This window comes from Falsochrobactrum ovis (assembly GCF_003259955.1).
GTDB lineage: Bacteria > Pseudomonadota > Alphaproteobacteria > Rhizobiales > Rhizobiaceae > Brucella > Brucella ovis_A.
Genome location: NZ_QLMK01000001.1, coordinates 389,983 through 413,369 on the forward strand (window position 1 = coordinate 389,983; position 23,387 = coordinate 413,369).

The following is a 23,387-nucleotide window of genomic DNA, read 5'->3' on the forward strand; positions in this document are numbered from 1 at the left end:
AAGAAGCGGCAGAGGGAACCATGCACGAAGAATTTGACAATCGCGCTTCCAATCTTTCACGACGCCCGCGGCTCACCACCTTGGTGCGTCTGCGTTGGTTGGCGATTGCCGGGCAAACGGCAACGGTTATGTTTGTTGCCCTTTATCTGCAATTTTCTTTTGCGGTGGGCATTTGTTTCGCGCTTATCGCCAGCTCGGCATGGCTCAATCTTTTTCTTACCTTCCGTTTCAGCACCAATCATCGGCTAAACCCCACTGCTGCAAGTATTGTGTTGGCCTTCGATGTCTTGCAGCTTGCGGGACTGCTTTATCTAACCGGTGGCGTACAAAACCCTTTCACCATGCTGATGATTGCGCCGGTTATCATTTCCGCAACCTCGCTTTCCATAGGCCATACGCTGGCATTGGCGTCCCTGGTGGTCTCTTGCACCACCGTATTGACGGTCTATTACCAACCGCTGCCCTGGTATCCCGGGGTTGAGCTCGACCTGCCTTTTCTGTTTGTTGTCGGTATTTGGTGCGCGATGATTTCAGCGCTGGGTTTCACTGGTGTTTATGCCTATCGCATTGCAGAAGAAACTCGGCAATTGGGTGACGCACTGACGGCTACAGAACTCATTTTGCAGCGCGAACAACATCTAACGGCGCTCGATGGGCTGGCCGCTGCCGCAGCACACGAACTGGGAACACCACTTGCAACAATTGCATTGGTTGTTCGAGAAATGCAGCGCAGTTATTCCGATAAAGCATCAGATGACCCCGGCCTGGATGAAGATATTGGCCTGTTGCAATCACAAGTAGCGCGCTGTCGGGAAATATTGCAGCGTTTGACCAGCCTTTCATCGGAAAACGAAGAACATATGTCGCGCTTGCCGCTTTCCTCTCTGATTGAGGAAGTGATCGCGCCGCATCGAAATTTTGGTATTTCGCTGAATGTTTCGGCGTTGGAGGGGCCCAAACCTGAGCCTGTGGTTCGGCGCAATCCCGGGCTTTTATACGGATTGGGCAATCTGGTGGAAAATGCCGTCGATTTTGCGCGCAGCAAAGTGACAGTCACCTGGGGTTGGACAGAAACGGATGTGTCCATCACTATTCAAGACGATGGTGAAGGCTTTAGGCCAGAGATTCTCGATCGAATAGGCGAACCCTATATGACCAGCCGCGACAGTTCACATAATGGCGGCGGCGGGTTGGGGCTAGGCCTGTTTATCGCCAAAACCCTGCTAGAACGTTCTGGCGCTCAAATTACATTTCGCAATCGAAAAAATCCGGGGCAGGGTGCGGAAGTTAAGGTAAGCTGGCCGCGTACCGCGTTCATTATCGGCTAAACTTTTAATTTTCTTCGGCTTTTAGATATTGATCCCGCGCGCCAAGGATACCACCTATCTAGATAATGGATAAATAAAACCCGCCTGCAACGCCTTGGGCGTCAATCCGTTTATGATAATAATACGGTGGCTATTTGACTTTTTGCCGCAGGGGTATCAATAAGAGAATAAAACAAACAGTCAGGAAGAAAACTATGGACGACTTGAAGCAGGACGATAGCGAAGCCATTGGCAACGATCCCACCCTCCTTCTGGTTGATGACGACAAGCCGTTTCTGCAGCGTCTTGCTCGGGCTATGGAAGGCCGAGGTTTTCAGGTAACGACAGCGGAATCGGTGGAAGAAGGTATAGCAGCGGTCAAAGCGTCTGCGCCCGCCTATGCAGTCGTGGACATGCGGCTGGGTGATGGCAACGGCTTGGATGTAATTGAGGTGATTCGCGCCCGCAGGCCGGACACCCGCGCCATCGTCCTGACCGGTTATGGCAATATTGCCACGGCAGTAAATGCCGTAAAACTCGGCGCAATTGATTATCTTTCCAAGCCAGCCGATGCGGATGAGGTATTTGCTGCACTCACACGCAAGCCCGGTGAAAAAGTAGCTCCACCGGAAAATCCTATGTCGGCCGACCGTGTTCGTTGGGAACATATCCAGCGTGTTTATGAAATGTGCGAACGAAATGTCTCCGAAACAGCTCGCCGCCTGAATATGCATCGCCGCACATTGCAACGCATATTGGCAAAGCGCGCCCCACGCTGATCAATCGATTTTCTCGTCGATCTGAGGAATTTCGACCCCAGCCAGTTCTGCCATAGTGAGCCGGGCAGCACTAGCGCGGGCGAAACGCAATGTTAAAGCCTTGCGTCTTGGGGCGGGGAGCCTATGTTCGGGTGCGTCCCGTAAAATTTCTGCTCCATATCCGTCGGACAAGATGAAACCCGCATCTTCTGGAAAGATTTCGCGTGGAACGTCCGGGTGCGTGGCAAAAAATAGCCGATCACAATAATTGCGATATTCGGGCCATTTACGGTCGGCTTTCCAATCCTCAATCGAAGATTTAATTTCCACGATCCAGATTTCACCATTTTGCCGCAGCGCGATCAAATCCGCACGCCGCCCGGAAGCAAGCGAAAGCTCTGGAATGGTGGTAATTCCCATTTCCAGAAACAAGCGCTGCACGCCGCGCCGTACCAGCATCGCATTCACTGATTGGCGCCGATCAGCGAGGGGGTGAACTTTATGAGGAATCACGATTGGCATAAATCTATTTTGGCGCGCTATCCGCATTGAGGCAACGGCAGAACTGCCGCGATAAGTCATTGCCAATAACCCATCATCAATAAATCGTTGAGTGCGATTTTTCGCAAAAAATGAATTGCGGCCCCGTGAGTGTTTTTAATTTATGGTTTACAAATGGTTATTATCATCCCACAACCTTGCTAAAAATCGCTTCGCGTTCAGGCGAGCCTATATATTGAGGGGAAATTATGAAGATCAGCGCTTTGAACTTGGCTGCTGCCGTAATTCTGGGAGGGGCTCTTGCGGGCTGCACTTCAACAGGCGGGAGCTATTATTCAGCATCCTATAGCTCAATAACTGACGCTGGCTATACAATTCCCGCCATTCCGCGTGAGAAAATCCCCGCGCAATATCGTCGTCAGATTGTCAACTATAAAACAGATGAGAAACCAGGCACGATTATCGTCAACACGAAAGAAAAGTTCCTTTATTTCGTAATGCCAGACGGCAAAGCCATGCGCTATGGCATCGGTGTTGGGCGCGAAGGTTTCGGTTGGTCGGGCACCGCACAGGTTGCCATGAAACGCGAATGGCCGACATGGACACCGCCCGCGCCAATGATACGCCGTCAGCCCGAACTTGCTAAATATCGCGGTGGAATGAAGCCTGGTCTTAATAATCCGCTCGGCGCACGTGCGCTTTATCTTTATAATAAGGGAGGCGACACCGGATATCGCATCCATGGCACGCCCGAATGGTGGTCAATCGGAAAATCCATGTCTTCCGGCTGCATTCGTTTGATGAATCAAGATATTATTGATTTGTACGAACGCGGTGATCGTGGTGCGAAAGTAATCGTAATTTAAATTCGCCAAAGTGCTCGCGGGTGCGCCCCGAATTGCTCCGGGGCGCACCAAACAATATTGCTAAAACAAGTAGAACAGATAGGTGATGGTTTCTGTTAGATAAGTAATAGTCTCATTAATTTTTTGAATCATGTTGTCCTGTTCATCTGGTGGTGGTGGGGGTAAATGTAGCATGTGCTATTTTAGTCCTCTTTTACGAGGCGCACTTTATTATTTTATTTTAAACTGAAAATCGCAAATAATTGCCCCCAAATTCAGCAGGATTGAGAGTTCCACTGAGCTTGGAGGCCAACTTCTGTGTTAAATTTAAATCTGTTCCACCTGCTGCACTTCTGGCACAAAGTGACGCAAAAGATTCTGAATGCCGTGCTTGAGCGTGGCGGTCGATGATGGGCAACCTGCACAAGCACCCTTCATATGCAAAAACACGGTTCCGTTTTCAAAGCCACGGAATGTGATGTCGCCGCCATCTTGAGCTACGGCCGGGCGAACCCGCGTTTCAATCAGTTCCTTGATGGTTTCAACGATTTCTGCATCCGCATCATCGAAAAACTCTTCATCATTATGTGAATGGGCGGCGCCAGCTCCATTTGTGTTTATCATGACCGGCGCGCCAGACATGAAATGTTCCATAATGGTGCCCAAAATAGCAGGCTTTAGATGCTGCCACTCACCATCATCTTTGGTTACGGTGATAAAATCATAGCCGAAGAAAACGCCAGTTACCCCGGGAACGCCAAAAAGTTTGGCAGCAAGCTGCGAACTATTGCCGGCACTGGCCGCATCTCTAAAGTCAGCCGTGCCCTCGGGCATGACGACTTTGCCGGGAAGAAACTTCAAAGTTGCCGGATTTGGCGTGGTTTCAGTTTGGATGAACATGCACGTTCTCCGCTTTCATATCTGGGATTTCTAATTTGCGCTCGTCAAAATGGAGGCTCCAAATAGAAGCGAGGCTCCACCGGCAGCATTCTCTGCTTTAATATAGGATGTTTAAGTCACCGCATCAATGTCGTCATCGGGCAGTCCGGCAGGAATCACCGTTACGGGGATGGGAAACTGACTGCGCGATGCCAATGATTGCACAAGCGGGCCTGGACCTTCCTTGCCCGACCCAGCAGCAAGCACTAATATAGCAATATCCTGATCTTCATCAATCAGGCTGGTTAATTCTTCGCTTGTTCGGCCTTCGCGTATTATCAGTTCCGGCTCAATCCCCTGTTGTTCGCGAACGGTTGCAGCAAATTTTTCCAATATGGCAGTCGCGCGATCACGAGCTTCTTGCTCCATGATTTCGCCAACGCCCAAAATTTGCTGAAACTCAGAATTATCCACCACATATAGCATCACAAGCGACCCGCCAGTATTTTTGGCACGGCGCGAGGCATAGGCTACGGCGCGCTCACATTCGGGCGTGTCGTCAATTACTGCCAGAAATTTGCGTCTATGTCCGGCTTCCCGACTCAGTCTTTTGGATACCATGGCGGCAATGTGCCATTGCTGGCGGTTGCCCGCAAGCGGGCAACCTTCGATTTTCTAAAATAGCGTTTAGTTTTGCAGCCAACCGATAATGTCGCGAACATTTTTCATAGTGTTTTCCGCAATCACACCAGCACGTTCACCGCCATCGCGTAACACGCTGTCAATATAGCCCGGATCAGCAACGAGGCGTCTCATTTCTTCTGTGATGGGCGATAAACGCGTAACTGCAAGCTCGGCTAGAGCAGATTTGAATTCGGAAAACTGGCGTCCGCCAAATTCAACCAGAACTTCTTCTTTTGATTTGGAAGCGAGCGCTGCATAAATTCCAACCAGATTGTCAGCTTCTGGGCGACCAGTGAGTCCATTTAGCTCCGATGGCAGACCTTCAGAGTCGGTTTTGGCTCTGCGGATCTTCTTGTTGATCGTGTCTTCGTCATCAATCAGATTGATGCGCGAAAGATCCGAAGGGTCGGATTTAGACATTTTCTTGGTGCCATCGCGCAGCGACATAATACGCATAGCCGGGCCAGAAATCATCGGTTCTGTCATTGGAAAGAAACCGGAAATCTGCTCGTCGCCAACCTGCATATCAACACCAATTCCCAGCGATGCAATACGGTCGGAATAGTCATTATTGAACTTTTGAGCGATGTCGCGGGTGAGTTCCAGATGTTGTTTCTGATCATCTCCGACCGGCACATGGGTTGCACGATAGAGTAAAATATCAGCGGCCATCAGGCTGGGATAAGCAAAAAGCCCAAGTGATGCATTTTCGCGATCTTTGCCCGCCTTGTCTTTGAACTGCGTCATGCGGCTCATCCAGCCGACGCGGGCAACACAGTTAAAGACCCATGCCAGCTCTGCATGTTGCATCACTCGGCTTTGGTTGAAAACAATGCTTTTCTTGGCATCAATACCAGCGGCCAAAAAAGCTGCGGCCACTTCGCGGGTTGATTGCAGCAATTCAGCCGGGTCAGGTGAAACCGTCAGCGCGTGCATATCCACCACGCAATAAATACATTCCTGCGTGTCTTGGATCTCAACCCACCGCTTGATTGCGCCCAGATAATTTCCCAGATGAAGATTTCCGGTCGGCTGAACTCCGGAGAAAACAAGCGGTTTGAACGTGCTCATAATGATATCCTGAAGGTTAGCCCCGCCGGTGGAGAGCGGGGAGGGAATTAACATCGGTCTTTTCGCAGAGGCACATTAGGCTTTCAAGCGGAAATCATGTTTTGCCGTCGTCTTGCTTTTTTGCCGCGCCGCGTCTGACGCTTCGCCGGATCATAGCCATATTGGCGCCGCCAAGTCCAAACGCTAAAGCGAAGTATATCGCCATGGCGCCAAACACAATGGCTGTAACCATTGCGGCACGCATCACAAGCGAGGCTGAGGATGACAATTCCTGCGCAAAATATCCTGTCGCAAAATAAATTGCAGCGGCCATAATGCCAGCAGCAATCATAAGGCGGGGTATACGCGTCAGAAGCGGAATATCTCGGCCCCAGTGGCCGCGCATAACCAGCGTTGCAAACAGCAACACCGCATTGACCCAACCTGCGACAATCTCGGCAATGGCAATACCATTGGGTCCTATGCGCGGGAACAGTGTTATGGCGAGCGTGATATTCACCGCCACCGAAATGGCCGCGAAAATCATCGGCGTCCGTGTATCCTCGCGGGCAAAGAAACCCGGTATGAACGCTTTAATTAACACAAAAGCAGGCAGGCCAAGCCCGTAAATTGCAAGAATATTTGATACGACCAATGTGGATTCGGCGCTAAATTGCCCGCGTTCAAAAAGCAGCCGCACAATAGGCTCTGACATCACCAAAAGAGCGGCTGCAGCAGGCAGTGTCAGAAAAAGCGTAAATTCAACGGAGCGGTTTTGCAGGCTTGAGGCTTCCTGCATGTGTCCGCCGCGCAAAGCACGGGCGAGTTCTGGCAACAACACGGTCGCAACCGCAATGCCGACCACGCCAAGCGGCAGCTGATAGATGCGGTCAGCATAGACGAGCGAGGACACAGCCCCTTCCATACCGGACGCAATATTTGTGTTAATCAGCAGATTGATTTGAGTAATCCCACCGGTAATTGCAGCGGGCAATGCCAATACCAGCAATCTTTTGACATTATTTGTCAGCCGCGGACGGCGAAAGCCGATCTTAATACCAGCATTGCGAACGGCAAACCAAACGATGGCAAGTTGTACCAATCCCGCCGCCATAACACCCCATGACAGCGCATACCCCACCGCAAGCGCGTCATAGCCTTGCCACCACGCAACGGCCAATACGCCAATCAGGATGATATTGAGAAATACCGGCGCAATCGCTGCAGCAAAATAGCGGTGCAAAGAATTAAGCATTCCACCCATCATGGCTGCAAGCGACATACAGGCCAGATAGGGGAACATGATAATAGCGAGCTGCACCGTGTTGTGAAACTTTTCTGGATCATCGCTAAAACCCGGCGCAATTACCGTGCGCACGATCACGGGCATTGAAAGTTCCATGGCGATGGTCAGAAACAGAAGAACCGTGAACAGCACCCCGAAAACTTCTTCGGAAAAGCGGCGGGCGCCCTCCATGCCATTATTTTCTATTTCACGGGCAAAAAGCGGCACGAAGGCCGAATTAAAAGCGCCTTCTGCAAAAAGCCTGCGAAAAGTATTTGGAAATCGAAAAGCCGCATTAAAAGCATCCGCAACGGGACCGGTGCCAAGCGCTGCGGCCATGAGCATTTCGCGCGTGAAGCCGAAGATGCGGCTCATGAGCGTCCCGGACGCAACTGTTGCGAACTTTTTGACCAGACTCATGCAGTGAATAACCTATGCTGCGGCCTAAGAAGAACGGCCGTTTGTCTTTGCGTTGCCTTCTCCGGCAAGAACCGCAAGCAATTTGCGCTTTATATTGCCCTGTCGGTTGGCATTTGAAATTTTGTGACCGACAAGATCGGTTACATAAAAACTATCAATCACCTTTTCGCCAAATGTGGTGATATGCGCTGAAGCAATATCCAGTGAAAGATCGGATATAAGGCCAGTCAGTTCGGACAAAAGCCCGGGACGGTCAAGTCCTTCGACCTCAATAACTGTAAATTTATCTGACAATCTATTGTTGATTTCGACACGCGGTTCGACAGAAAACGCCTTGGCTCCCCGTTTGGGCTTGGTGCGTTTTGCCAGAACATCCGGCAAATGTGCTTTTCCAGAAAGCACGTCCTCAATCACTTTGCCAACGCGCTCCGCTCGCCTGCGTTCGTCTTCATCCGTATCAAACTCGCGATTAATCAGGATTATATCGAGCGCACGCCCATCGCCGGTGGTGAAAATCTGCGCATCTACAATATTCGCGCCCGCTGCCGCGCACGCGCCGGTGATAATGGAAAGCAATCGCGGATGATCAGGTGCAAGCACGGTAATTTCCGTCACCGCCTCAAAAGTAAGAGGCTTTGCCATAGTGGCAAGTGCGCGACCCGACTTGTCAGCTTCACGAATGAAGTGCGCATGACGCACTTGATCTTCTAGCGCCACGGTCAGAAAATAGTTGGTGTAATGCAGATCAATATAAGCATCACGCTCTGCTTGCGGCCACTCAGAGAGCTTTTCTGCAAGCTCTTCGCGGGCCTGTCTGCCGCGATCAGCGCGTGGCAATTTGGAAAAACCGCCCGTTAGCAGCAGCTCGGTTTCATAAAACAGCGTGCGCAGCAATTGCCCCTTCCACCCGTTCCAAACGCCCGGCCCGACAGCCTTGATATCGCAAACCGTCAGGATGAGCAAAAGCTTAAGCCGCTCCATGGTTTGCACTTTGGCGGCAAAGTCAACGATCGTCTTTCGGTCATTGAGATCACGCGATTGTGCCACCATACTCATGGTTAGGTGCTCCTGCACCAACCATGCGACAGTTTCCGTGTCGGCGGCAGAGAGGCCAAAGCGGGGACAAAGCTTTCTGGCGATTTTTGCGCCCGCTATTGAATGATCTTCAGGCCGACCCTTCGCAATATCGTGCAGCAGCAAAGCCGCATAAAGCAAGTTGCGGTCTCGTTTGATCGTATTGATCGTATGATTTGATAGCGGGTGTTCACTTTCAAGTTCGCCATGCTCGATTTCAGACAAAACCGCAATACAGCGCAGCAAATGCTCGTCCACCGTATAATGATGATACATATTAAACTGCATCATCGCGACGATCTTGCCAAAATCCGGAATAAATTTACCCAACACGCCTGATTCATTCATACGCCGCAAAATCAGTTCCGGATTGCGCGGGGATGTCAGAATTTCAAGGAACAGCTTATTCGCTTCCGGATTTTCGCGTAGCGCAGCATTGATCAGCCTGAGCGAGCGGGTAAGCTGCTTCATTGCGTCGGGGTGAAACTCCATCCCATATTTGTCTGCAAGCTGGAAAATACGAATAATATTGACCGGATCAACCTTGAAAACATCTGGCGATGCGATGTTGATGCGGTGATTTTCCGACACAAAATTAGGGTTTCCGGCAAGCTTTCTCTTTCGATTGGAAAAGGTTAGAAAAATACGGTTAAAGCCGGGCACATGTTTTGCCTGTTGCTCTTCAAGGGCTGCACAGAGAATACGGGTCAGATCACCCACATCTTTTGCCACAAGAAAATAATGTTTCATGAACCGTTCAACAAAGTTCTGTCCGGGATGCTCGGTATAGCCGAGCCGTTGAGCGATTTCTGGCTGTATGTCGAAGGATAGCCGTTCTTCTGCTTTGAGAGTGGCAAAATGCATATGACAACGTACTGCCCAAAGAAAATCTTCCGATTTGTTGAAGAGATTCATCTCTGCGCGCGAAAGCACACCAAGTTTTATGAGATCTTCTTTGCTTTTGACGCGATAAAAATATTTAGCGATCCAGAATAAAGTATGCAGATCGCGCTGGCCGCCTTTGCCCTCTTTGACATTGGGTTCGACAAGATAACGGCTCTCACCGGATTTAAAATGTCGCGCATCGCGCTCAGCTAGTTTTGCCTGAATGAATTCCGGGCCGGTACCCTTGACCACTTCCTCATCAAACCGATCGACCAAAGTTTCAAAAAGCGAACGATTTCCGACAATAAAACGCGCATCCAAAACGCTGGTGCGTATCGTCATATCTTCGCGGGAAAGGCGGATCGTTTCGTCAATGCTGCGGGTGGAATGGCCGACTTTTAGCCCCATATCCCAGAGCATGTAGAGCATATATTCCAAGACCTGCTCACCCCATGGGGTCTGCTTGTAGGGCAGAAGAAATAACAGGTCGATATCAGAACCCGGCGCAAGTCCCCCGCGTCCATAACCACCCACCGCCACCACTGCCATATTCTCGGCTTTCGACGGGTTGATGGCCGGATAGACTTTTGTGGTTGCGAACTCAAAGAGTGTGCGAATGAGCGTATCCATTAAATAGGACAGCCGCCGCGCACAAAGAGTGCCTCGGCCGTCTTTAATCAGCATAGCTTCGGCATTGGCGCGTCCCCGGATCAGCGCATCCTTGAAAGCCTGAAGAATAACTCTGCGAGTGACCGAACCAGTATAGCTATCATCGGATGCATCTGCCAATTCATGCAGTTTGCGCGCAAAGGCTTCAGCATTGATAATCTCTTCCAGTCTCAGATCGTGCGCGCTCATACAGATTCAAGGTCCGGTTGCAGGTTAACATCCATGCATTCCTATAACCCTTTTTCCCTATCATGAACACGTCAAACGCTGACCGATCTAACCATATTGGATACCCAGCAATTAAATTGCTGGGCTCAATTGAACTATAAAACCAATAAATAAGCAAAAAGCCGGAAATTATCCGGCTTTTTATTTCGTAAATTAAAGATACTATCAGTTGGTCGCATTATAAGCGGTGATCGCCGCCATATTTACAATGTCGGAATCCTTCGCCCCAATTGTAACGATCTGCGCTGGCTTATCGAGACCCACCAGTAGCGGCCCGATAATGGTTGCGCCGCCCAGCTCTTGAAGCATATCCGCTGCGATTGATGCCGAATGATTATCAGGGGTGACGATCACATTGGCAGGGCCTGACAGGCGGATGAAGGGATATTGCTCCATCAGCTTTGGATTAAGTGCAACATCCGCGCTCATCTCTCCATCAAACTCAAAATCAACATGACGGCTGGCAAGAATGCGTACCGCTTCCTGTATCCGGGCAGAGCGTTCGCCCCCCATATGACCGAATGTGGAAAAAGCGGTTAGAGCAACGCGCGGCTCATATCCCATTCGACGCGCCATGCCGGCTGCTTCGACTGCTATATCTGCAAGTTCCACCGGCGTGGGCGCTTCATGTACGGCTGTGTCTGCAATGAACACGGTTCGCCCTCGGCAGAGCGCGATCGAAACTCCGACGACGCGATGTCCGGGTTTTGAATCGATCACCCGACAAACATCGTCCAGACCGGTCGCGTAATTACGTGTAACGCCCGTTACCATGCCGTCCGCATCGCCCAAAGCCACCATGCAAGCGGCAAAATGATTACGGTCATTATTAATCAGGCGATGACAATCACGCGTCAGATACCCTTTACGCTGCAATTTTTCATAAAGATAATCTGCATAGGCCGAGTTGCGGCTGGATAGACGAGCATTGATGATCTCAATTCCGGGACGCGTGAGATCAAGCCCCGCTGCCTTTGCCGTCTCGGCCACGCGTTCCTCACGGCCAACGAGGATTGCAGTGCCAAGCCCCTGATTGACATAGGAAACCGCCGCACGCATCACTTGCTCTTCTTCCCCTTCTGCAAACACAATTCGCTTGGGCTGACGGCGCACCCGTTCATAAATACCGCGAAGCGTGGAGGCAATCGGATCACGGCGGGCCAGCAATTCGCGTTTATACCCCTCAAGATCCTCAATCACCCGCCCGGCGACACCCGTTTCCATTGCAGCCTTGGCAACGGCTGCGGAGACTGTCGCAAGCAAACGCGGATCAAATGGAACCGGAATAATATAATTGGGCCCGAAACGCGGACGGCTGCCCTGATAGGCTGCGATCACCTCATCAGGCACATCTTCGCGCGCAAGTTCAGCAAGAGCGTGTACCGCTGCAATCTTCATTTCATCATTGATGGTCGTTGCCCGCACATCCAGCGCACCCCGGAAAATATAGGGAAAGCCGAGCACATTATTGACCTGGTTCGGATAATCCGAGCGGCCCGTTGCAACGATCGCATCATCGCGGATTTCAGCAACCTGTTCAGGCGTGATTTCAGGATCAGGATTGGCCATTGCAAAAATAATCGGATTGGGTGCCATTGAGCGCACCATATCCTGCGTCAGCGCTCCTTTGGCCGACACACCAAAGAATATATCAGCGCCTTCCATGGCTTCAGCCAGCGTCCGCCGGCTCGTCTTGATCGCATGGGCTGATTTCCATTGGTTCATGCCCTCTTCGCGATCCTGATAAACCACGCCCTTAGTGTCGCAGAGAATGACATTTTCGGGCGAAAAACCCATTGCTTTGATAAGTTCGATACAGGCAATTCCGGCGGAGCCTGCGCCATTGCAGACAAGTTTGGTTGTCTTAATATCACGGCCCGTCAGATGCAGCGCATTGATCATGCCGGCTGCGGCGATGATTGCGGTTCCATGCTGATCATCATGAAAAACCGGAATATCCATCAATTCACGCAAGCGCTGCTCGATAATGAAACAATCCGGTGCTCTGATATCTTCAAGATTAATACCGCCAAAACTGGGGCCAAGATAGCGAACCGCATTGATGAACGCATCAATATCGGTTGTATCGATTTCAAGGTCGATGGCATCCACATCCGCAAAGCGTTTGAAAAGAACAGCCTTACCTTCCATAACCGGCTTTGAAGCCAGCGCGCCGAGATTGCCGAGCCCAAGAATGGCCGTGCCATTGGAAACGACGGCTACAAGATTACCTTTGGCAGTATAATCATAAGCGTGGGCGGGGTTTGCCGCGATTGCATTCACAGGAACTGCAACCCCTGGCGAATAGGCAAGCGACAGGTCGCGTTGCGTGGTCATTGGCTTGGTTGGATTGATTTCAAGCTTGCCTGGGCGTCCCTGAGCATGAAAATCAAGCGCTTCTTTTTCACTTGCTGTGGGCGCGTGTTCTGGCGTGTTGCCCTTAAGCTTCGAGGCTGGCAATGTTTCCTCCCGGTTTAGCTGTTATGTAAATTCGATAGCGTTACTCAAGCGCCCTGTAAACAGGCCCAAATGGAATAGATCTTCTTCTTTCCGGACAGGTAATGAATTTTTATAACGTTATGGGCGGCAAAAGCGCAAGAAATGAAGGTTTTAAGGCATGGATGTGAAGGTTAACGAAGAAAAGCCGAATGCGGAGCAGACGACCGCCGAGGCTCCTATCGTACGTCTCACCCCCATGATGGAGCAATATATTGAGATCAAGGCGGCCAATGTTGATTCGCTGCTGTTCTATCGCATGGGTGACTTTTACGAATTATTTTTCGATGACGCGGTAGAAGCCTCTAAAGCTCTCGGTATCACACTGACAAAGCGCGGTAAGCATTTGGGCGATGATATTCCCATGTGTGGGGTGCCCGTTCATGCAGCTGACGATTATTTGCAAAAGCTTATTTCTAAAGGCTATCGAGTTGCGGTCTGCGAGCAAATAGAAGATCCGGCGGAAGCACGAAAGCGCGGCTCAAAATCAGTGGTGCGCCGCGATGTTATCCGGCTGGTCACGCCCGGAACGCTTACCGAGGAAAAACTTCTCGATCCGGCCCAGTCTAATTTTCTAATGGCGCTTGGTCGAACGCGCGCTGACAGCGCTTTAGCTCTCGCCTGGATAGATATTTCCACCGGTACTTTCCGGGTTGCTGAAACCGATATTGAGCGCCTTTTTGCCGATATAATGCGGGTTGATCCAAGCGAGTTGGTCGTTGCGGATACGGCATTTCACGATGCTGAGCTCAAGCCGGTTTTTGATCTGGTGGGTAATGCGGTTTCGCCACAACCAGCAACGCTTTTTGATAGCGCAGCCGCAGAAGCTCGCATTCAGCGTTATTTTAATGTGGCGACACTGGACGGTTTCGGCCAATTTAGCCGCGCTGAGCTTTCTGCCATTTCCGGCGCTATTGCCTATATCGAAAAAACGCAGATTTCTGAACGTCCTCCTTTGATGCGTCCGGAGCGAGAGCAAGAAGGTCGAACGCTTTTTATCGACCCCGCCACCCGTGCCAATCTTGAACTGGTCAGAACCCTATCGGGCAGTCGCGATGGCAGCCTGCTGAAAGCCATAGACCGAACGGTAACTGGCGGCGGTGCGCGCCTTTTGGCTGAACGGCTGACCGCACCACTGACCGAGCCAAAAGCCATTGGCCTGCGTCATGATTCCGTTTCTTGGTTTTTAAGCGAACCAACTTTGTGCGCTGCGGTGCGGCTGGAACTTAAAGGCGTGCCGGATATGCCGCGCGCGCTTTCGCGTCTGGCTGTTGGTCGCGGCGGGCCACGCGATCTGGGCGCATTGCTGCTTGGTTTTGAAGCTGCTCGAACGATCAGCAATTTGTTCGAAGGCAATATTCTGCCAGATGAGCTTTCATTAGCCTGTGAAGCAATCGAGCATATTCCTTTGGATTTTTTCGCCCTTCTTGAAGCGGCCCTTGCGGATGAATTACCGCTTCTTAAGCGTGATGGCGGTTTTGTCCGTCAGGGATATAATGCCGAGCTGGATGAAATGCGTGCGCTTCGAGATCAATCGCGCCGTGTCATTGCCGGTCTTCAGGCAGATTATATCGAAGAAACCGGCATTAAATCTCTAAAGATCAAGCACAATAACGTGCTGGGCTATTTCATCGAGGTAACATCTAATAATTCTGGCGCCATGACGGAGTCTGACGCCGCCAAGGCACGCTTTATCCATCGCCAAACCATGGCCAATGCGATGCGCTTTACCACGACAGAGCTGGCGGAATTGGAGAGCAAGATTGCCAATGCAGCCGATCGGGCGCTTTCCATTGAACTTGCCGTTTTTGAGGAATTGGCCGCCGAGGCAGTCTCACACGCTGACAAGATCCGAGCCGCTGCGGCAGCACTCGGCGTAATCGATGTTTCAGCATCGCTGGCTATTTTGGCCGAAGAGGAAAATTACTGTCGTCCGCTGGTTGATGACAGTCTCGCCTTCAATATTGTTGGTGGACGCCATCCCGTGGTGGAGCAAGCATTGCGCCGCCAGGCTGCAAATCCCTTTGTGGCCAATGATTGTGATCTTTCTCCGCAATCCGATAGCGATAAGGGTGCCATTTGGCTGCTGACCGGCCCAAATATGGGCGGTAAATCAACCTTTTTGCGGCAGAATGCGCTTATTGCAATCATGGCCCAAATGGGATCGTTTGTGCCCGCAGAATCCGCGGAAATCGGCATTGTCGATCGGCTTTTCAGCCGCGTTGGCGCATCGGACGATCTAGCACGAGGTCGATCAACCTTTATGGTTGAAATGGTTGAAACCGCGGCCATCCTCAATCAGGCCAGCGAAAGATCGCTGGTAATTCTTGATGAAATCGGACGCGGTACCGCGACATTTGACGGGCTTTCGATCGCTTGGGCCGCCGTTGAATATTTGCATGAGAAAAACCGGTGCCGTGCGCTTTTTGCAACCCATTTTCATGAAATGACGGCACTGTCAGAAAAGCTCAACCGGCTTTTCAATGTCACCATGCGGGTAAAAGAATGGGACAATGATGTTGTCTTCCTGCATGAGGTCGCAAAAGGTGCTGCAGATCGCTCTTATGGGGTGCAAGTCGCGCGGCTGGCTGGTCTTCCAGAGGCCGTGGTTAACCGTGCCCGCGACGTGCTGCATCAGCTTGAAGCAGGCGAGACTTCTGGCAAGGCCGAAAAACTGATCGATGATCTGCCGCTATTTTCGGTGGTGCTGCAGCAGGAGAAGCCCAAACCACAAAATGCCGCAAAAGAGAGCGAGCTGGCCAAAGCTCTTGCTGCTATCAGTCCGGATGAGCTGACCCCGCGTGAAGCGTTGGATTTCATTTACCAGCTTAAAGAGCTTGCAGGAAAATCATAAAGCATAAAGGGAAGCATCTGCTTCCCTTTATTATACGAATCGATCAGCCTCAGCACCGTAATAGGTGATGTAACGGCTCGATATCCGCTCAATCGGCAAGATGATGAAAACATCTGTCGTGCCGAAGGCTTCATCAATAACAGCCCCGTCACCAATCATCGCACCAAGGCGCAAATAGCCTTTGATCAAAGGCGGCATGGAAAACAGCGCAACCTTGTTATTGATTGCTTCCACCGGCATCATATCCATGGTCTGGTAACGATGCGGCAGTGCAGATACATCCCAGTCGGGCGTTGCCCGGCAATGATTATGCAAAAACGATAGCCCCAATGCATGGGCAGCTGGCACTGGGCCATGAAATGACGCGCAGCCAAACATCACATCAATCGAATAGCGCCTGCAATAGGCCCATGCGCCCTGCCAAAGCAATTCGACTGTGCGTTTTGAGCGGTATTCCGCCTGCACGCATGACCGCCCCAATTCGAGTGGATTAATACCGGGGCGCGTGTCTATCAGTTTTTGAATGTCAAATTCATCTGCGGAATAAAACCCCTTGGTTTTCTCCGCTTGCTCGCTGCGCATCAAGCGATAGGTGCCCACAATCTGCTTATGTTCAGGCAAAGGCAGCGACGTATCGTAGACCAGAAGATGATCACAAGCCGTATCAAAGCGGTCAGCATCGCGCAGCTCTACCTCTTCGATATTTTCCTTCCGCGCACCCATTTCTTCAAAAAACACGCGAAAGCGCAGCTCCTGCGCCGCTTCAATCGCATCACGGGAATTTGCGAGCCTCACTTCCAGTGAACCAATCCGTCCTAATATATTGGATGGAGGGGAGATTGGCTGAAGCTTTGTTTCTGTTTCTATGCCCGACATGATCTTATCATGATTGATTTGCTGGCTCCTTCCAAGCACTACCGTCATGATGATCGCTCCTGTTTCCACTGTCGCCAAAGCTTGACAATTCTCTATGGCCGATAAGCGCGTTTGGCTGATGATCGGGGCTGCTCATGGTCTTTTCACCCTGAAATATGTTAGAGAATTTTTGCTACGTGGGGATGACAGAACCGTATCACCTATATGTCAGTTCAAACTGAAGCGCGCATATTCCTTTCAAAACAACTAAAAATAAATTTGAGAATCTTTGGACGCTTATTGTGGAGCAAGTTAGACTATTTGCCAAACGACGCCAAAAAATTCAACGGGCAGTTCTTTCGCGCCGCCATCCGAGAAACTCTTCCAGAATGATCAAGCCTGCTCCAATAGTGATAAAGGCATCTGCGAGATTAAAGACTGCGAATGACCAGTTAGGCAGATGAAACAGCACATAATCGACGACATAACCATGCATTGAACGGTCAATAAGGTTGCCTATGGCCCCACCTATGATGAGCGCAAATCCGTAGCGCGCAAATATACGGTTGGGCGGGTTGGTCCACCAAAGATAAAGTACAAAAGCAATCACACCAACTGTTATCGCGATCAGTCCTGCATCATGCAACCATGACAGCATCGAAAATGCGATTCCGTCATTATGGATCCGAAACAGTGCGAGAAATGGTAGAATATCGATCTGCTCCCCATAACCCATGCGGGTTTCGACCAAATATTTGATCAGCTGATCAAGTATGATTGCGCCCAAAACGATGACTAGCGAGGACCAGACCGCATGTTTTTTCATGGTGTTTCCTGCGCATCAACTGTGAGAGCCTCACGGCGAATCTCATAAAGCATGATACCTGTAGCAATAGCCAGATTGAGCGAATCAGCCCGGCCTTCCTGTGGAATACGCGCAAGCTTATCGCAGCTTTCCGCAAGAATATCAGGCAGTCCCTGCCGTTCATTCCCCATCATCAGGATAACAGGCTTTTTCTTATAGGGTATTGTGCGATAATCGACAGAGCCCTTGAGATGGGTGCCGACAACCAACCCAGAAAAACCTTTGCGCCAGTTCAAAAATTCCGTTTCGCTCGCTTTATAAAGTGGAACCGAAAACACCGAACCCATAGTGGCGCGCACTGTTTCAAGGGAATAAGGATCGGTCGTTTCGCCGATAAGGATTACGCCCTTGGCCCCAGCAGCGTCTGCGGTGCGGATAATAGTGCCAAGATTGCCGGGGTCGCGTGCCCGATCAAGCGCAACATAAACATCGCCCTCCGCCGGACTGATTCCATTGAGTGGCTGATATTGCTGCTCGAAAACTCCAGCTACCACCTGCGGATTGTCTCGTCTTGTAATGGCAGAAATTACTTTTTCTGTAACTTCCAGAACAAGTCCGCCCATAGCAAAGGTGCGAGCAGCAACCTGCTCAACCATTTTGTTGCCCTTGCCCGATTTCGCAAAAATAAGCGTCTTGATACGCCAGCCATGATCAAGCGCATCGTTTACCAGTTGCAGGCCTTCCGCCAGAAAAACGCCCTGTTGATCCCGATATTTTTTCAGATTGAGTGAGCGCAGATCTTTTACAATCGGATTAGCGAGGCTGGTAACTTCTTTGACCTGTCCAACTTTAGAATGTGCTCCACGTGTTGCGGAGTTTCTGGAGAAATCGTCATTGCGGCTCATTTTGCTACCCAACTGCTAAAGATCGAAGTGGAAACTGGGTCTCTGGTTTCTCGCAGGAAATCAAGCAGAATGACATGGTAAAAAACCGTTTGGCCGTTTTTCGTGGTGCACAACTCACGGCACCCTCACAAATCCGGCGAAACAATTTTGACGAAAGCCCAGTTTTCCCCGGTTTCGCGTGTCCCACTATTCGCGAACTCAAGTGATTGCTTTTTCGATGCATAGACACAAGTCTTTTCCGCATCCGCATATGCAGCAATCATCAAAACCGCGTCTGAATAGCGCAACTGCTTGGGTGCCTGGCACTGCAATTGGATTTAATGCCATTCTGTCACGCAGCCTTTAAAATCGATCATGCCGCATTAGCCTGCGTCCAAACTGCACTTTTGGAAGCGCGTGTTGTCCCATGCACACCTTATCAATGCTGTTATTCAAGGTGGCAGGCCCGATCAGCTTTTCCTCGCTTGCTTTTCTGCATTCCCTCAAGGCTTTCGCCTGAAACCCCGATCAACTGCTGGCGTTAGCTAGGCCAAAACCTGTATCAGGAAAGGAAAACTCCTTCAGCGCAGTTTATTTCTGCGACAATGTGCTTGGAAGTCGTTGTTTTTCTGCTTCTTCAGCACGCGCGAGCAATTCTGATGCTTCTCGCTTATAACGGCGTTCACGACGGCGATGCTTGCCCTGCGATAGCCAAGTGGCCAGCGAGCCAAGCACTATTCCCAGCAAAACTGCGCCAAAAAGCCATATGAACAGCGGTGCAGTATAAGAAAGCGCTGGGTTGCCGGGATTAAACGGGTCAATCGTCAGGGAGACCAGCCCCCTATTGGCAACCGATAGCGCAATCAGAATGACCGCGATAGGCACTAGAACCAAGATTGTTGTGACGCGTCGCGCTACCATGGCTGATCAGATCGCACCGTTCAGCCGGTCGCGCAACTCTTTGCCTGTTTTGAAGAATGGAACCCATTTTTCTTCAACTTCGACCGTCTCACCGGTGCGCGGATTACGGCCGGTTCTGGCTGGGCGGTTCTTCACTGAGAAAGCGCCGAAACCACGCAATTCAACACGATTACCCGCGGCGAGGGCCGCGGTGATCTCTTCGAAAACCGCTCCCACAATATTTTCTACATCCCGTTGAAAAAGATGCGGATTACGGCTGGCGATAATCTGAACGAGTTCGGATTTGATCACGGCTTATCCCCTATGCGATTAGCATCCATTGATGATCTCAGTTATTTGCCGGAATTGTGACCGGCTTCCCATCAACGTGCCAAACAGAAAGAATTCCGTCAAGAAAGATACGATCAGTTAGCTTGTTCCCTATCAAACTGTCGGACCCCTGAGGCAAGCCCAAAGCCCGCAATGTCGTCTGAATGATCAGGTCGCGGAATGCAAAACCCGTTTCGCTCTCCTGCGGTTTCCATTCAAGACGCGGCAATTTTTCCGAAACACCTTTTCCTTTGAGCCAGTTTACAGCTTCGTCCTCGCCACCCAGAGCGTCGATAAGCTTTTTCTCCAATGCCTGACGACCGGTAAATACCGCCCCATTAGCAACCGCCAGCGCTTCCTCATGGGTAAATGAGCGACGTTCTTCTACTATATTTACGAACCAATCATAAGAATCCATGATCATATTTTTGATCATCGCTTTGGCTTCTTCGCTTGCCGGGCTGAAATAATTTGGCTCCGCTTTTAGTGGCGAGGATTTAATGATTTCAACTTGGATGCCCAGTTTTTCCAGCAAATTTGAAATGTCCGGATACTGGAACAAAACGCCGATCGAGCCGATAATTGAAGTCTGCCGTGCAACAATATGATCGGACGCGCTGGCAACCATATAGCCGGCAGATGCAGCCAGCGTACCTACTTGCGCCACAACGGGCTTTTTCTCAGCAATCTTGCGGACTGCATCAAAAATTGATTCGCCCCCAACTGTGGTTCCGCCGGGCGAATCAACAACCAAGATTACGCCTTTGACTGCCTCGCTTTCTGCGATCTTATTGAGGCGTTTGAGCAGTTCTTCATTTTCAAAAATTGCCCCTTCAATGCGCACTTTCGCCACATGAGGTGCTGTAATATTCGCCCCGCGCATGAAATAGGTGGAGACGCCAACAACCAGAACCGCAAGCAAAAGCAGAAATGCGACACGCCAGGACGTCAATTTTCGACGAAGTCTGCGTCTTGCGATCATAGCCTCGGCATCATAAGCCATCTATATCCATCCATTTCACAACCTGGCCCAAGCATGGCTCAGTGGTTCGTAATACCTGCTAATCAGTGTCGGCTTCAATGGCCTCTGCCGTTACGCTGACAAAGTCGTATCTGTAACCTTATTCTATTATGTGGTAAACAAAGTAGATGGGCAATTAGTCAGGCGCAATTCTCTCAATCCAAGGGTCGGAGGAGCTACGATAGGCTAATTTGCATAGCAGATTTGTTCTTTAGTGATATTAAAACCTATTGTGTTTAACACTATTGAACCCCAAATAAACCACATAGAAGGGCTATCAGCAGAGATCTGCTTGCCGATATCGTTGAGTCGCTGAAAGATAATATGAACGCCGACACACCACATATTCGTGCTTCTACCCATGCCGCTGTGAATTCTCTGGATGGTGTGCGTTTTGGCGCTTCCGAAAAAGCCACAGCGCTTTTTCATGCAGCGCAGCGCCATTCGACCCGTGTGCGGGTGCTTAAAACGGCTTTGCCAGTGGCAGCAATCGCCATTGGTGCGGTGTTTTCCTGGTATACTTTTTTGGCAACACCTGCGGCACCAATCAAAGTTGAAGTGAATAATGGCGGCGAGAGCGGGAAATTGGTGATGACCAGCCCGCAACTCAATGGCTATACGAAGGATAATCGGCCCTATTCCATGATCGCTGCTAAGGCGGTTCAGGATACGAATAATAGTGGCGTTATCACTCTTGAAGGTATTTCTGCGCAATTGCCAGTTGGTGAGAATAGTCAAGCCAAGGTCGAAGCAGCGTCCGGTATTTACGATAATGCGAATGGACGTTTGCAACTTGATAAGGAATTTACAGTTACCACTGATGATGGTTTGCACGCTGCGTTGAAATCGGCGGACATAAACCTGCAAAGCGGACAGATCACCACTGATAAGCCGGTGGAGATCCGAAATGGCGCTACGCAGATTATGGCTGACAGTTTGCAGATCAAAAATAGTGGCAAAGTCGTCATATTTGAGAACAAGGTTCGCGTGGTTATTGACGGTAAAACTGTTTCAGGCGACAAGATGCCTTGACGACATCATATTGGTGGACTGTTGGGGCCTTAGCGTTTAGAGGGCTGATGGATTCCCAATCGAGTTAACCGATGCGCTCGGCTCAATTTGGTAAGGATTGGCCGGGAAGCTGGAAAATTGGAGCGCAGGACGGGCAATGAACAAGAATATAATAACCCCCACTTTGCGAATGGGATATGCAGCCTTGGCGCTTGGGCTTGTTTTCTCACCGGTTGCAGCGCTCGCGCAAGGTGCGGAACAAGTGCCCTTCGGCAGCTTGAAGCTTTCCGATAGTAAGGATCCGATTAAGATTGACGCGGACAAGCTTGAAATGCGCGACAAGGAAGGCATGGCCATTTTCACTGGCAATGTTTCCGTTGCGCAGGGTGATGCTCTGCTTAAATCCGGCAAAATGATCGTTTATTATAATAATGACGCTGAAACCGGCGAGGGTGGGGCATCAGGCGCAGCCGGGCTGAGCTCCGCAGGCATTGACCGTTTGGAAGTAAGTGGAAAAGTTTATCTCAAGTCCGGAACCCAAATTGCGACGGGCGACACCGGAACTTTTGATGGTAAAACTCAAGTTATGGTGCTGCAGGGGTCGAAGGTGGTTTTGACCGATGGTGACAATGTCGCAACCGGCTGCAAACTGACTGCCAATATGGATACCGGAAAAGCTTTTCTTGAAAGCTGCAAGGGCCAGAGCAAAGGTCGCGTGTCTATTATCATGGCACCAAAGGACCAATCCCAGGGCGGCACCACGCCTGAGCCGAACTGATCGGGGTCCTGTGATATTGTTTTGGAAAAAAAAAGCTGACCAACAGCCCGTTTCTGAAGAGCTAACCCCGCCGATTGCCGATGATGGCATGATGCAGGCTCAACCTGAAAGAACAACGCGCCTCAAGGGCACTTTGGTTGCTCGTGGACTTAGCAAAAGTTATCGAGGCCGCCAGGTCGTCAACGGGGTTTCCTTCGGAGTACGTTCGGGAGAAGCGGTAGGAATTTTAGGGCCAAATGGCGCCGGAAAAACCACTTGTTTTTATATGGTTACCGGGCTTGTGGCTGCCGATAGTGGTTCGATTGAGATCGACGGTTTTGATGTGACGTCAATGCCTATGTATCGGCGTTCGCGCCTTGGCATTGGTTATTTGCCGCAGGAAGCATCGATTTTTCGCGGTTTATCGGTTGAAAACAACATCAAAGCCGTGCTTGAAGTCGTTGAAAAAGACCGTAAGAAGCGCGCGGAAGAGCTCGACGCTCTGCTTGATGAATTTCACATCTCACATTTGCGTAAAGCGCCAGCGATTTCTCTTTCGGGTGGTGAGCGCAGACGATTGGAGATTGCACGCGCTCTCGCCTCGCGCCCCAATTTTATGCTGCTTGATGAGCCTTTTGCCGGTGTCGATCCGATTGCAGTTTCTGATATCCAGCAGCTTGTTCGCCATCTAACCAGCCGAGGTATCGGCGTATTAATCACGGACCATAATGTCCGCGAGACTTTGGGTTTGATTGACCGCGCCTACATTATCCATGCGGGGCAGGTCCTTACCCACGGTCGGCCCGCGGAAATTGTTGCCAATCCTGATGTGCGCAGACTTTATCTTGGTGATCAATTTACCCTATAAGTTTTGCTGGCCCCGATCTAT

At 50.6% G+C, this 23,387-nt stretch carries 20 protein-coding genes; 7 read left to right on the forward strand and 13 right to left on the reverse strand.

Annotated elements, in window-relative coordinates:
• Window positions 1-20: 20 nt before the first annotated feature.
• Window positions 21-1,328: an ActS/PrrB/RegB family redox-sensitive histidine kinase gene (locus C7374_RS01785; RefSeq protein ID WP_111573886.1), complete on the forward strand. Its 1,308-nt coding sequence runs from the start codon at window positions 21-23 to the stop codon at window positions 1,326-1,328.
• 194 nt (window positions 1,329-1,522) lie between these two features.
• Entirely contained in the window at window positions 1,523-2,086 is a 564-nt protein-coding gene (regA, locus tag C7374_RS01790) for a global response regulator transcription factor RegA (RefSeq protein WP_111573887.1), read from the forward strand.
• Here regA and C7374_RS01795 read toward each other — a convergent pair whose 3' ends face one another.
• On the reverse strand, window positions 2,087-2,587 hold the full coding sequence (locus tag C7374_RS01795) for an MmcB family DNA repair protein (protein ID WP_111574247.1): 501 nt from the start codon (window positions 2,585-2,587) through the stop codon (window positions 2,087-2,089).
• A 227-nt stretch (window positions 2,588-2,814) separates the two neighbouring features.
• On the opposite strand from C7374_RS01795, the gene C7374_RS01800 reads away from it, so the two are divergent.
• Entirely contained in the window at window positions 2,815-3,432 is a 618-nt protein-coding gene (locus C7374_RS01800; RefSeq protein ID WP_111573888.1) for a L,D-transpeptidase, read from the forward strand.
• A 306-nt stretch (window positions 3,433-3,738) separates the two neighbouring features.
• Here the strand turns inward: C7374_RS01800 and C7374_RS01805 are convergent, their stop codons facing one another.
• From C7374_RS01805 to C7374_RS01830, 6 genes are all read right to left on the reverse strand, one after another.
• Complete coding sequence (locus C7374_RS01805; RefSeq protein WP_111573889.1) at window positions 3,739-4,311, reverse strand: NifU family protein; 573 nt, start codon at window positions 4,309-4,311, stop codon at window positions 3,739-3,741.
• A 111-nt stretch (window positions 4,312-4,422) separates the two neighbouring features.
• Window positions 4,423-4,962 (reverse strand): universal stress protein, encoded by a 540-nt coding sequence (locus tag C7374_RS01810; RefSeq protein WP_210205063.1) that lies wholly within the window; start codon window positions 4,960-4,962, stop codon window positions 4,423-4,425.
• A 15-nt stretch (window positions 4,963-4,977) separates the two neighbouring features.
• Window positions 4,978-6,045, reverse strand: a complete 1,068-nt coding sequence (gene trpS / locus C7374_RS01815) for a tryptophan--tRNA ligase (protein WP_111574248.1) — start codon at window positions 6,043-6,045, stop codon at window positions 4,978-4,980.
• Between the two features lie 94 nt (window positions 6,046-6,139).
• On the reverse strand, window positions 6,140-7,729 hold the full coding sequence (murJ, locus tag C7374_RS01820) for a murein biosynthesis integral membrane protein MurJ (RefSeq protein WP_111573891.1): 1,590 nt from the start codon (window positions 7,727-7,729) through the stop codon (window positions 6,140-6,142).
• 24 nt (window positions 7,730-7,753) lie between these two features.
• Window positions 7,754-10,546 (reverse strand): [protein-PII] uridylyltransferase, encoded by a 2,793-nt coding sequence (locus C7374_RS01825; protein WP_111573892.1) that lies wholly within the window; start codon window positions 10,544-10,546, stop codon window positions 7,754-7,756.
• Window positions 10,547-10,750: 204 nt separating this feature from the next.
• The gene (locus C7374_RS01830) at window positions 10,751-13,045 is read right to left on the reverse strand and encodes an NADP-dependent malic enzyme (protein WP_111573893.1); all 2,295 of its coding nucleotides are present in this window, start codon (window positions 13,043-13,045) and stop codon (window positions 10,751-10,753) included.
• Between the two features lie 157 nt (window positions 13,046-13,202).
• Between C7374_RS01830 and mutS the strand changes: the two genes are divergently transcribed.
• Window positions 13,203-15,935 carry a DNA mismatch repair protein MutS gene (gene mutS, locus C7374_RS01835; protein ID WP_111573894.1) on the forward strand — a complete coding sequence of 911 codons (2,733 nt, stop codon included), beginning with the start codon at window positions 13,203-13,205 and terminating at the stop codon, window positions 15,933-15,935.
• Window positions 15,936-15,965: 30 nt separating this feature from the next.
• On the opposite strand, the gene olsB is transcribed toward mutS, so the two are convergent.
• The 6 genes from olsB to sppA all read right to left on the reverse strand — a co-directional run bounded on the left by olsB (window position 15,966) and on the right by sppA (window position 20,712).
• On the reverse strand, window positions 15,966-16,859 hold the full coding sequence (gene olsB, locus C7374_RS01840; protein ID WP_111573895.1) for a l-ornithine N(alpha)-acyltransferase: 894 nt from the start codon (window positions 16,857-16,859) through the stop codon (window positions 15,966-15,968).
• 274 nt (window positions 16,860-17,133) lie between these two features.
• Window positions 17,134-17,616: a signal peptidase II gene (gene lspA, locus C7374_RS01845; protein WP_111573896.1), complete on the reverse strand. Its 483-nt coding sequence runs from the start codon at window positions 17,614-17,616 to the stop codon at window positions 17,134-17,136.
• On the reverse strand, window positions 17,613-18,500 hold the full coding sequence (locus tag C7374_RS01850) for a TrmH family RNA methyltransferase (RefSeq protein WP_111573897.1): 888 nt from the start codon (window positions 18,498-18,500) through the stop codon (window positions 17,613-17,615). Before C7374_RS01850 ends, lspA begins: the two co-directional genes overlap by 4 nt.
• 570 nt (window positions 18,501-19,070) lie before the next feature.
• Window positions 19,071-19,400 carry a lipopolysaccharide assembly protein LapA domain-containing protein gene (locus tag C7374_RS01855; protein WP_111573898.1) on the reverse strand — a complete coding sequence of 110 codons (330 nt, stop codon included), beginning with the start codon at window positions 19,398-19,400 and terminating at the stop codon, window positions 19,071-19,073.
• Between the two features lie 6 nt (window positions 19,401-19,406).
• Complete coding sequence (locus C7374_RS01860) at window positions 19,407-19,691, reverse strand: integration host factor subunit beta (protein WP_111573899.1); 285 nt, start codon at window positions 19,689-19,691, stop codon at window positions 19,407-19,409.
• A 37-nt stretch (window positions 19,692-19,728) separates the two neighbouring features.
• Window positions 19,729-20,712 (reverse strand): signal peptide peptidase SppA, encoded by a 984-nt coding sequence (sppA, locus tag C7374_RS01865; RefSeq protein WP_111573900.1) that lies wholly within the window; start codon window positions 20,710-20,712, stop codon window positions 19,729-19,731.
• A gap of 342 nt (window positions 20,713-21,054) precedes the next feature.
• Here sppA and lptC point away from each other — a divergent pair, with 342 nt between their 5' ends.
• The 3 genes from lptC (at window position 21,055) to lptB (ending at window position 23,366) form a co-directional block, all read left to right on the forward strand.
• Complete coding sequence (gene lptC, locus C7374_RS01870; protein ID WP_111573901.1) at window positions 21,055-21,762, forward strand: LPS export ABC transporter periplasmic protein LptC; 708 nt, start codon at window positions 21,055-21,057, stop codon at window positions 21,760-21,762.
• Between the two features lie 136 nt (window positions 21,763-21,898).
• Window positions 21,899-22,519, forward strand: coding sequence for an LptA/OstA family protein (locus C7374_RS01875; RefSeq protein WP_111573902.1), 621 nt, complete (start codon window positions 21,899-21,901; stop codon window positions 22,517-22,519).
• A gap of 88 nt (window positions 22,520-22,607) precedes the next feature.
• Complete coding sequence (gene lptB, locus C7374_RS01880) at window positions 22,608-23,366, forward strand: LPS export ABC transporter ATP-binding protein (protein ID WP_374849954.1); 759 nt, start codon at window positions 22,608-22,610, stop codon at window positions 23,364-23,366.
• The last annotated feature ends 21 nt before the right edge of the window (window positions 23,367-23,387 follow it).

What these genes read in the sequence shown, in the direction of transcription:
- lspA (WP_111573896.1), bottom strand. Translation starts at nt 17,616, where the DNA reads ATGAAAAAACATGCGGTCTGGTCCTCGCTAGTCATCGTTTTGGGCGCA.
- trpS (WP_111574248.1), bottom strand. Translation starts at nt 6,045, where the DNA reads ATGAGCACGTTCAAACCGCTTGTTTTCTCCGGAGTTCAGCCGACCGGA.
- murJ (WP_111573891.1), bottom strand. Translation starts at nt 7,729, where the DNA reads ATGAGTCTGGTCAAAAAGTTCGCAACAGTTGCGTCCGGGACGCTCATG.
- C7374_RS01855 (WP_111573898.1), bottom strand. Translation starts at nt 19,400, where the DNA reads ATGGTAGCGCGACGCGTCACAACAATCTTGGTTCTAGTGCCTATCGCG.
- C7374_RS01850 (WP_111573897.1), bottom strand. Translation starts at nt 18,500, where the DNA reads ATGAGCCGCAATGACGATTTCTCCAGAAACTCCGCAACACGTGGAGCA.
- lptB (WP_374849954.1), top strand. Translation starts at nt 22,608, where the DNA reads ATGATGCAGGCTCAACCTGAAAGAACAACGCGCCTCAAGGGCACTTTG.
- C7374_RS01785 (WP_111573886.1), top strand. Translation starts at nt 21, where the DNA reads ATGCACGAAGAATTTGACAATCGCGCTTCCAATCTTTCACGACGCCCG.
- sppA (WP_111573900.1), bottom strand. Translation starts at nt 20,712, where the DNA reads ATGGCTTATGATGCCGAGGCTATGATCGCAAGACGCAGACTTCGTCGA.
- lptC (WP_111573901.1), top strand. Translation starts at nt 21,055, where the DNA reads ATGAACGCCGACACACCACATATTCGTGCTTCTACCCATGCCGCTGTG.
- C7374_RS01875 (WP_111573902.1), top strand. Translation starts at nt 21,899, where the DNA reads ATGAACAAGAATATAATAACCCCCACTTTGCGAATGGGATATGCAGCC.
- olsB (WP_111573895.1), bottom strand. Translation starts at nt 16,859, where the DNA reads ATGACGGTAGTGCTTGGAAGGAGCCAGCAAATCAATCATGATAAGATC.
- C7374_RS01795 (WP_111574247.1), bottom strand. Translation starts at nt 2,587, where the DNA reads ATGCCAATCGTGATTCCTCATAAAGTTCACCCCCTCGCTGATCGGCGC.
- C7374_RS01805 (WP_111573889.1), bottom strand. Translation starts at nt 4,311, where the DNA reads ATGTTCATCCAAACTGAAACCACGCCAAATCCGGCAACTTTGAAGTTT.
- mutS (WP_111573894.1), top strand. Translation starts at nt 13,203, where the DNA reads ATGGATGTGAAGGTTAACGAAGAAAAGCCGAATGCGGAGCAGACGACC.
- C7374_RS01825 (WP_111573892.1), bottom strand. Translation starts at nt 10,546, where the DNA reads ATGAGCGCGCACGATCTGAGACTGGAAGAGATTATCAATGCTGAAGCC.
- regA (WP_111573887.1), top strand. Translation starts at nt 1,523, where the DNA reads ATGGACGACTTGAAGCAGGACGATAGCGAAGCCATTGGCAACGATCCC.
- C7374_RS01800 (WP_111573888.1), top strand. Translation starts at nt 2,815, where the DNA reads ATGAAGATCAGCGCTTTGAACTTGGCTGCTGCCGTAATTCTGGGAGGG.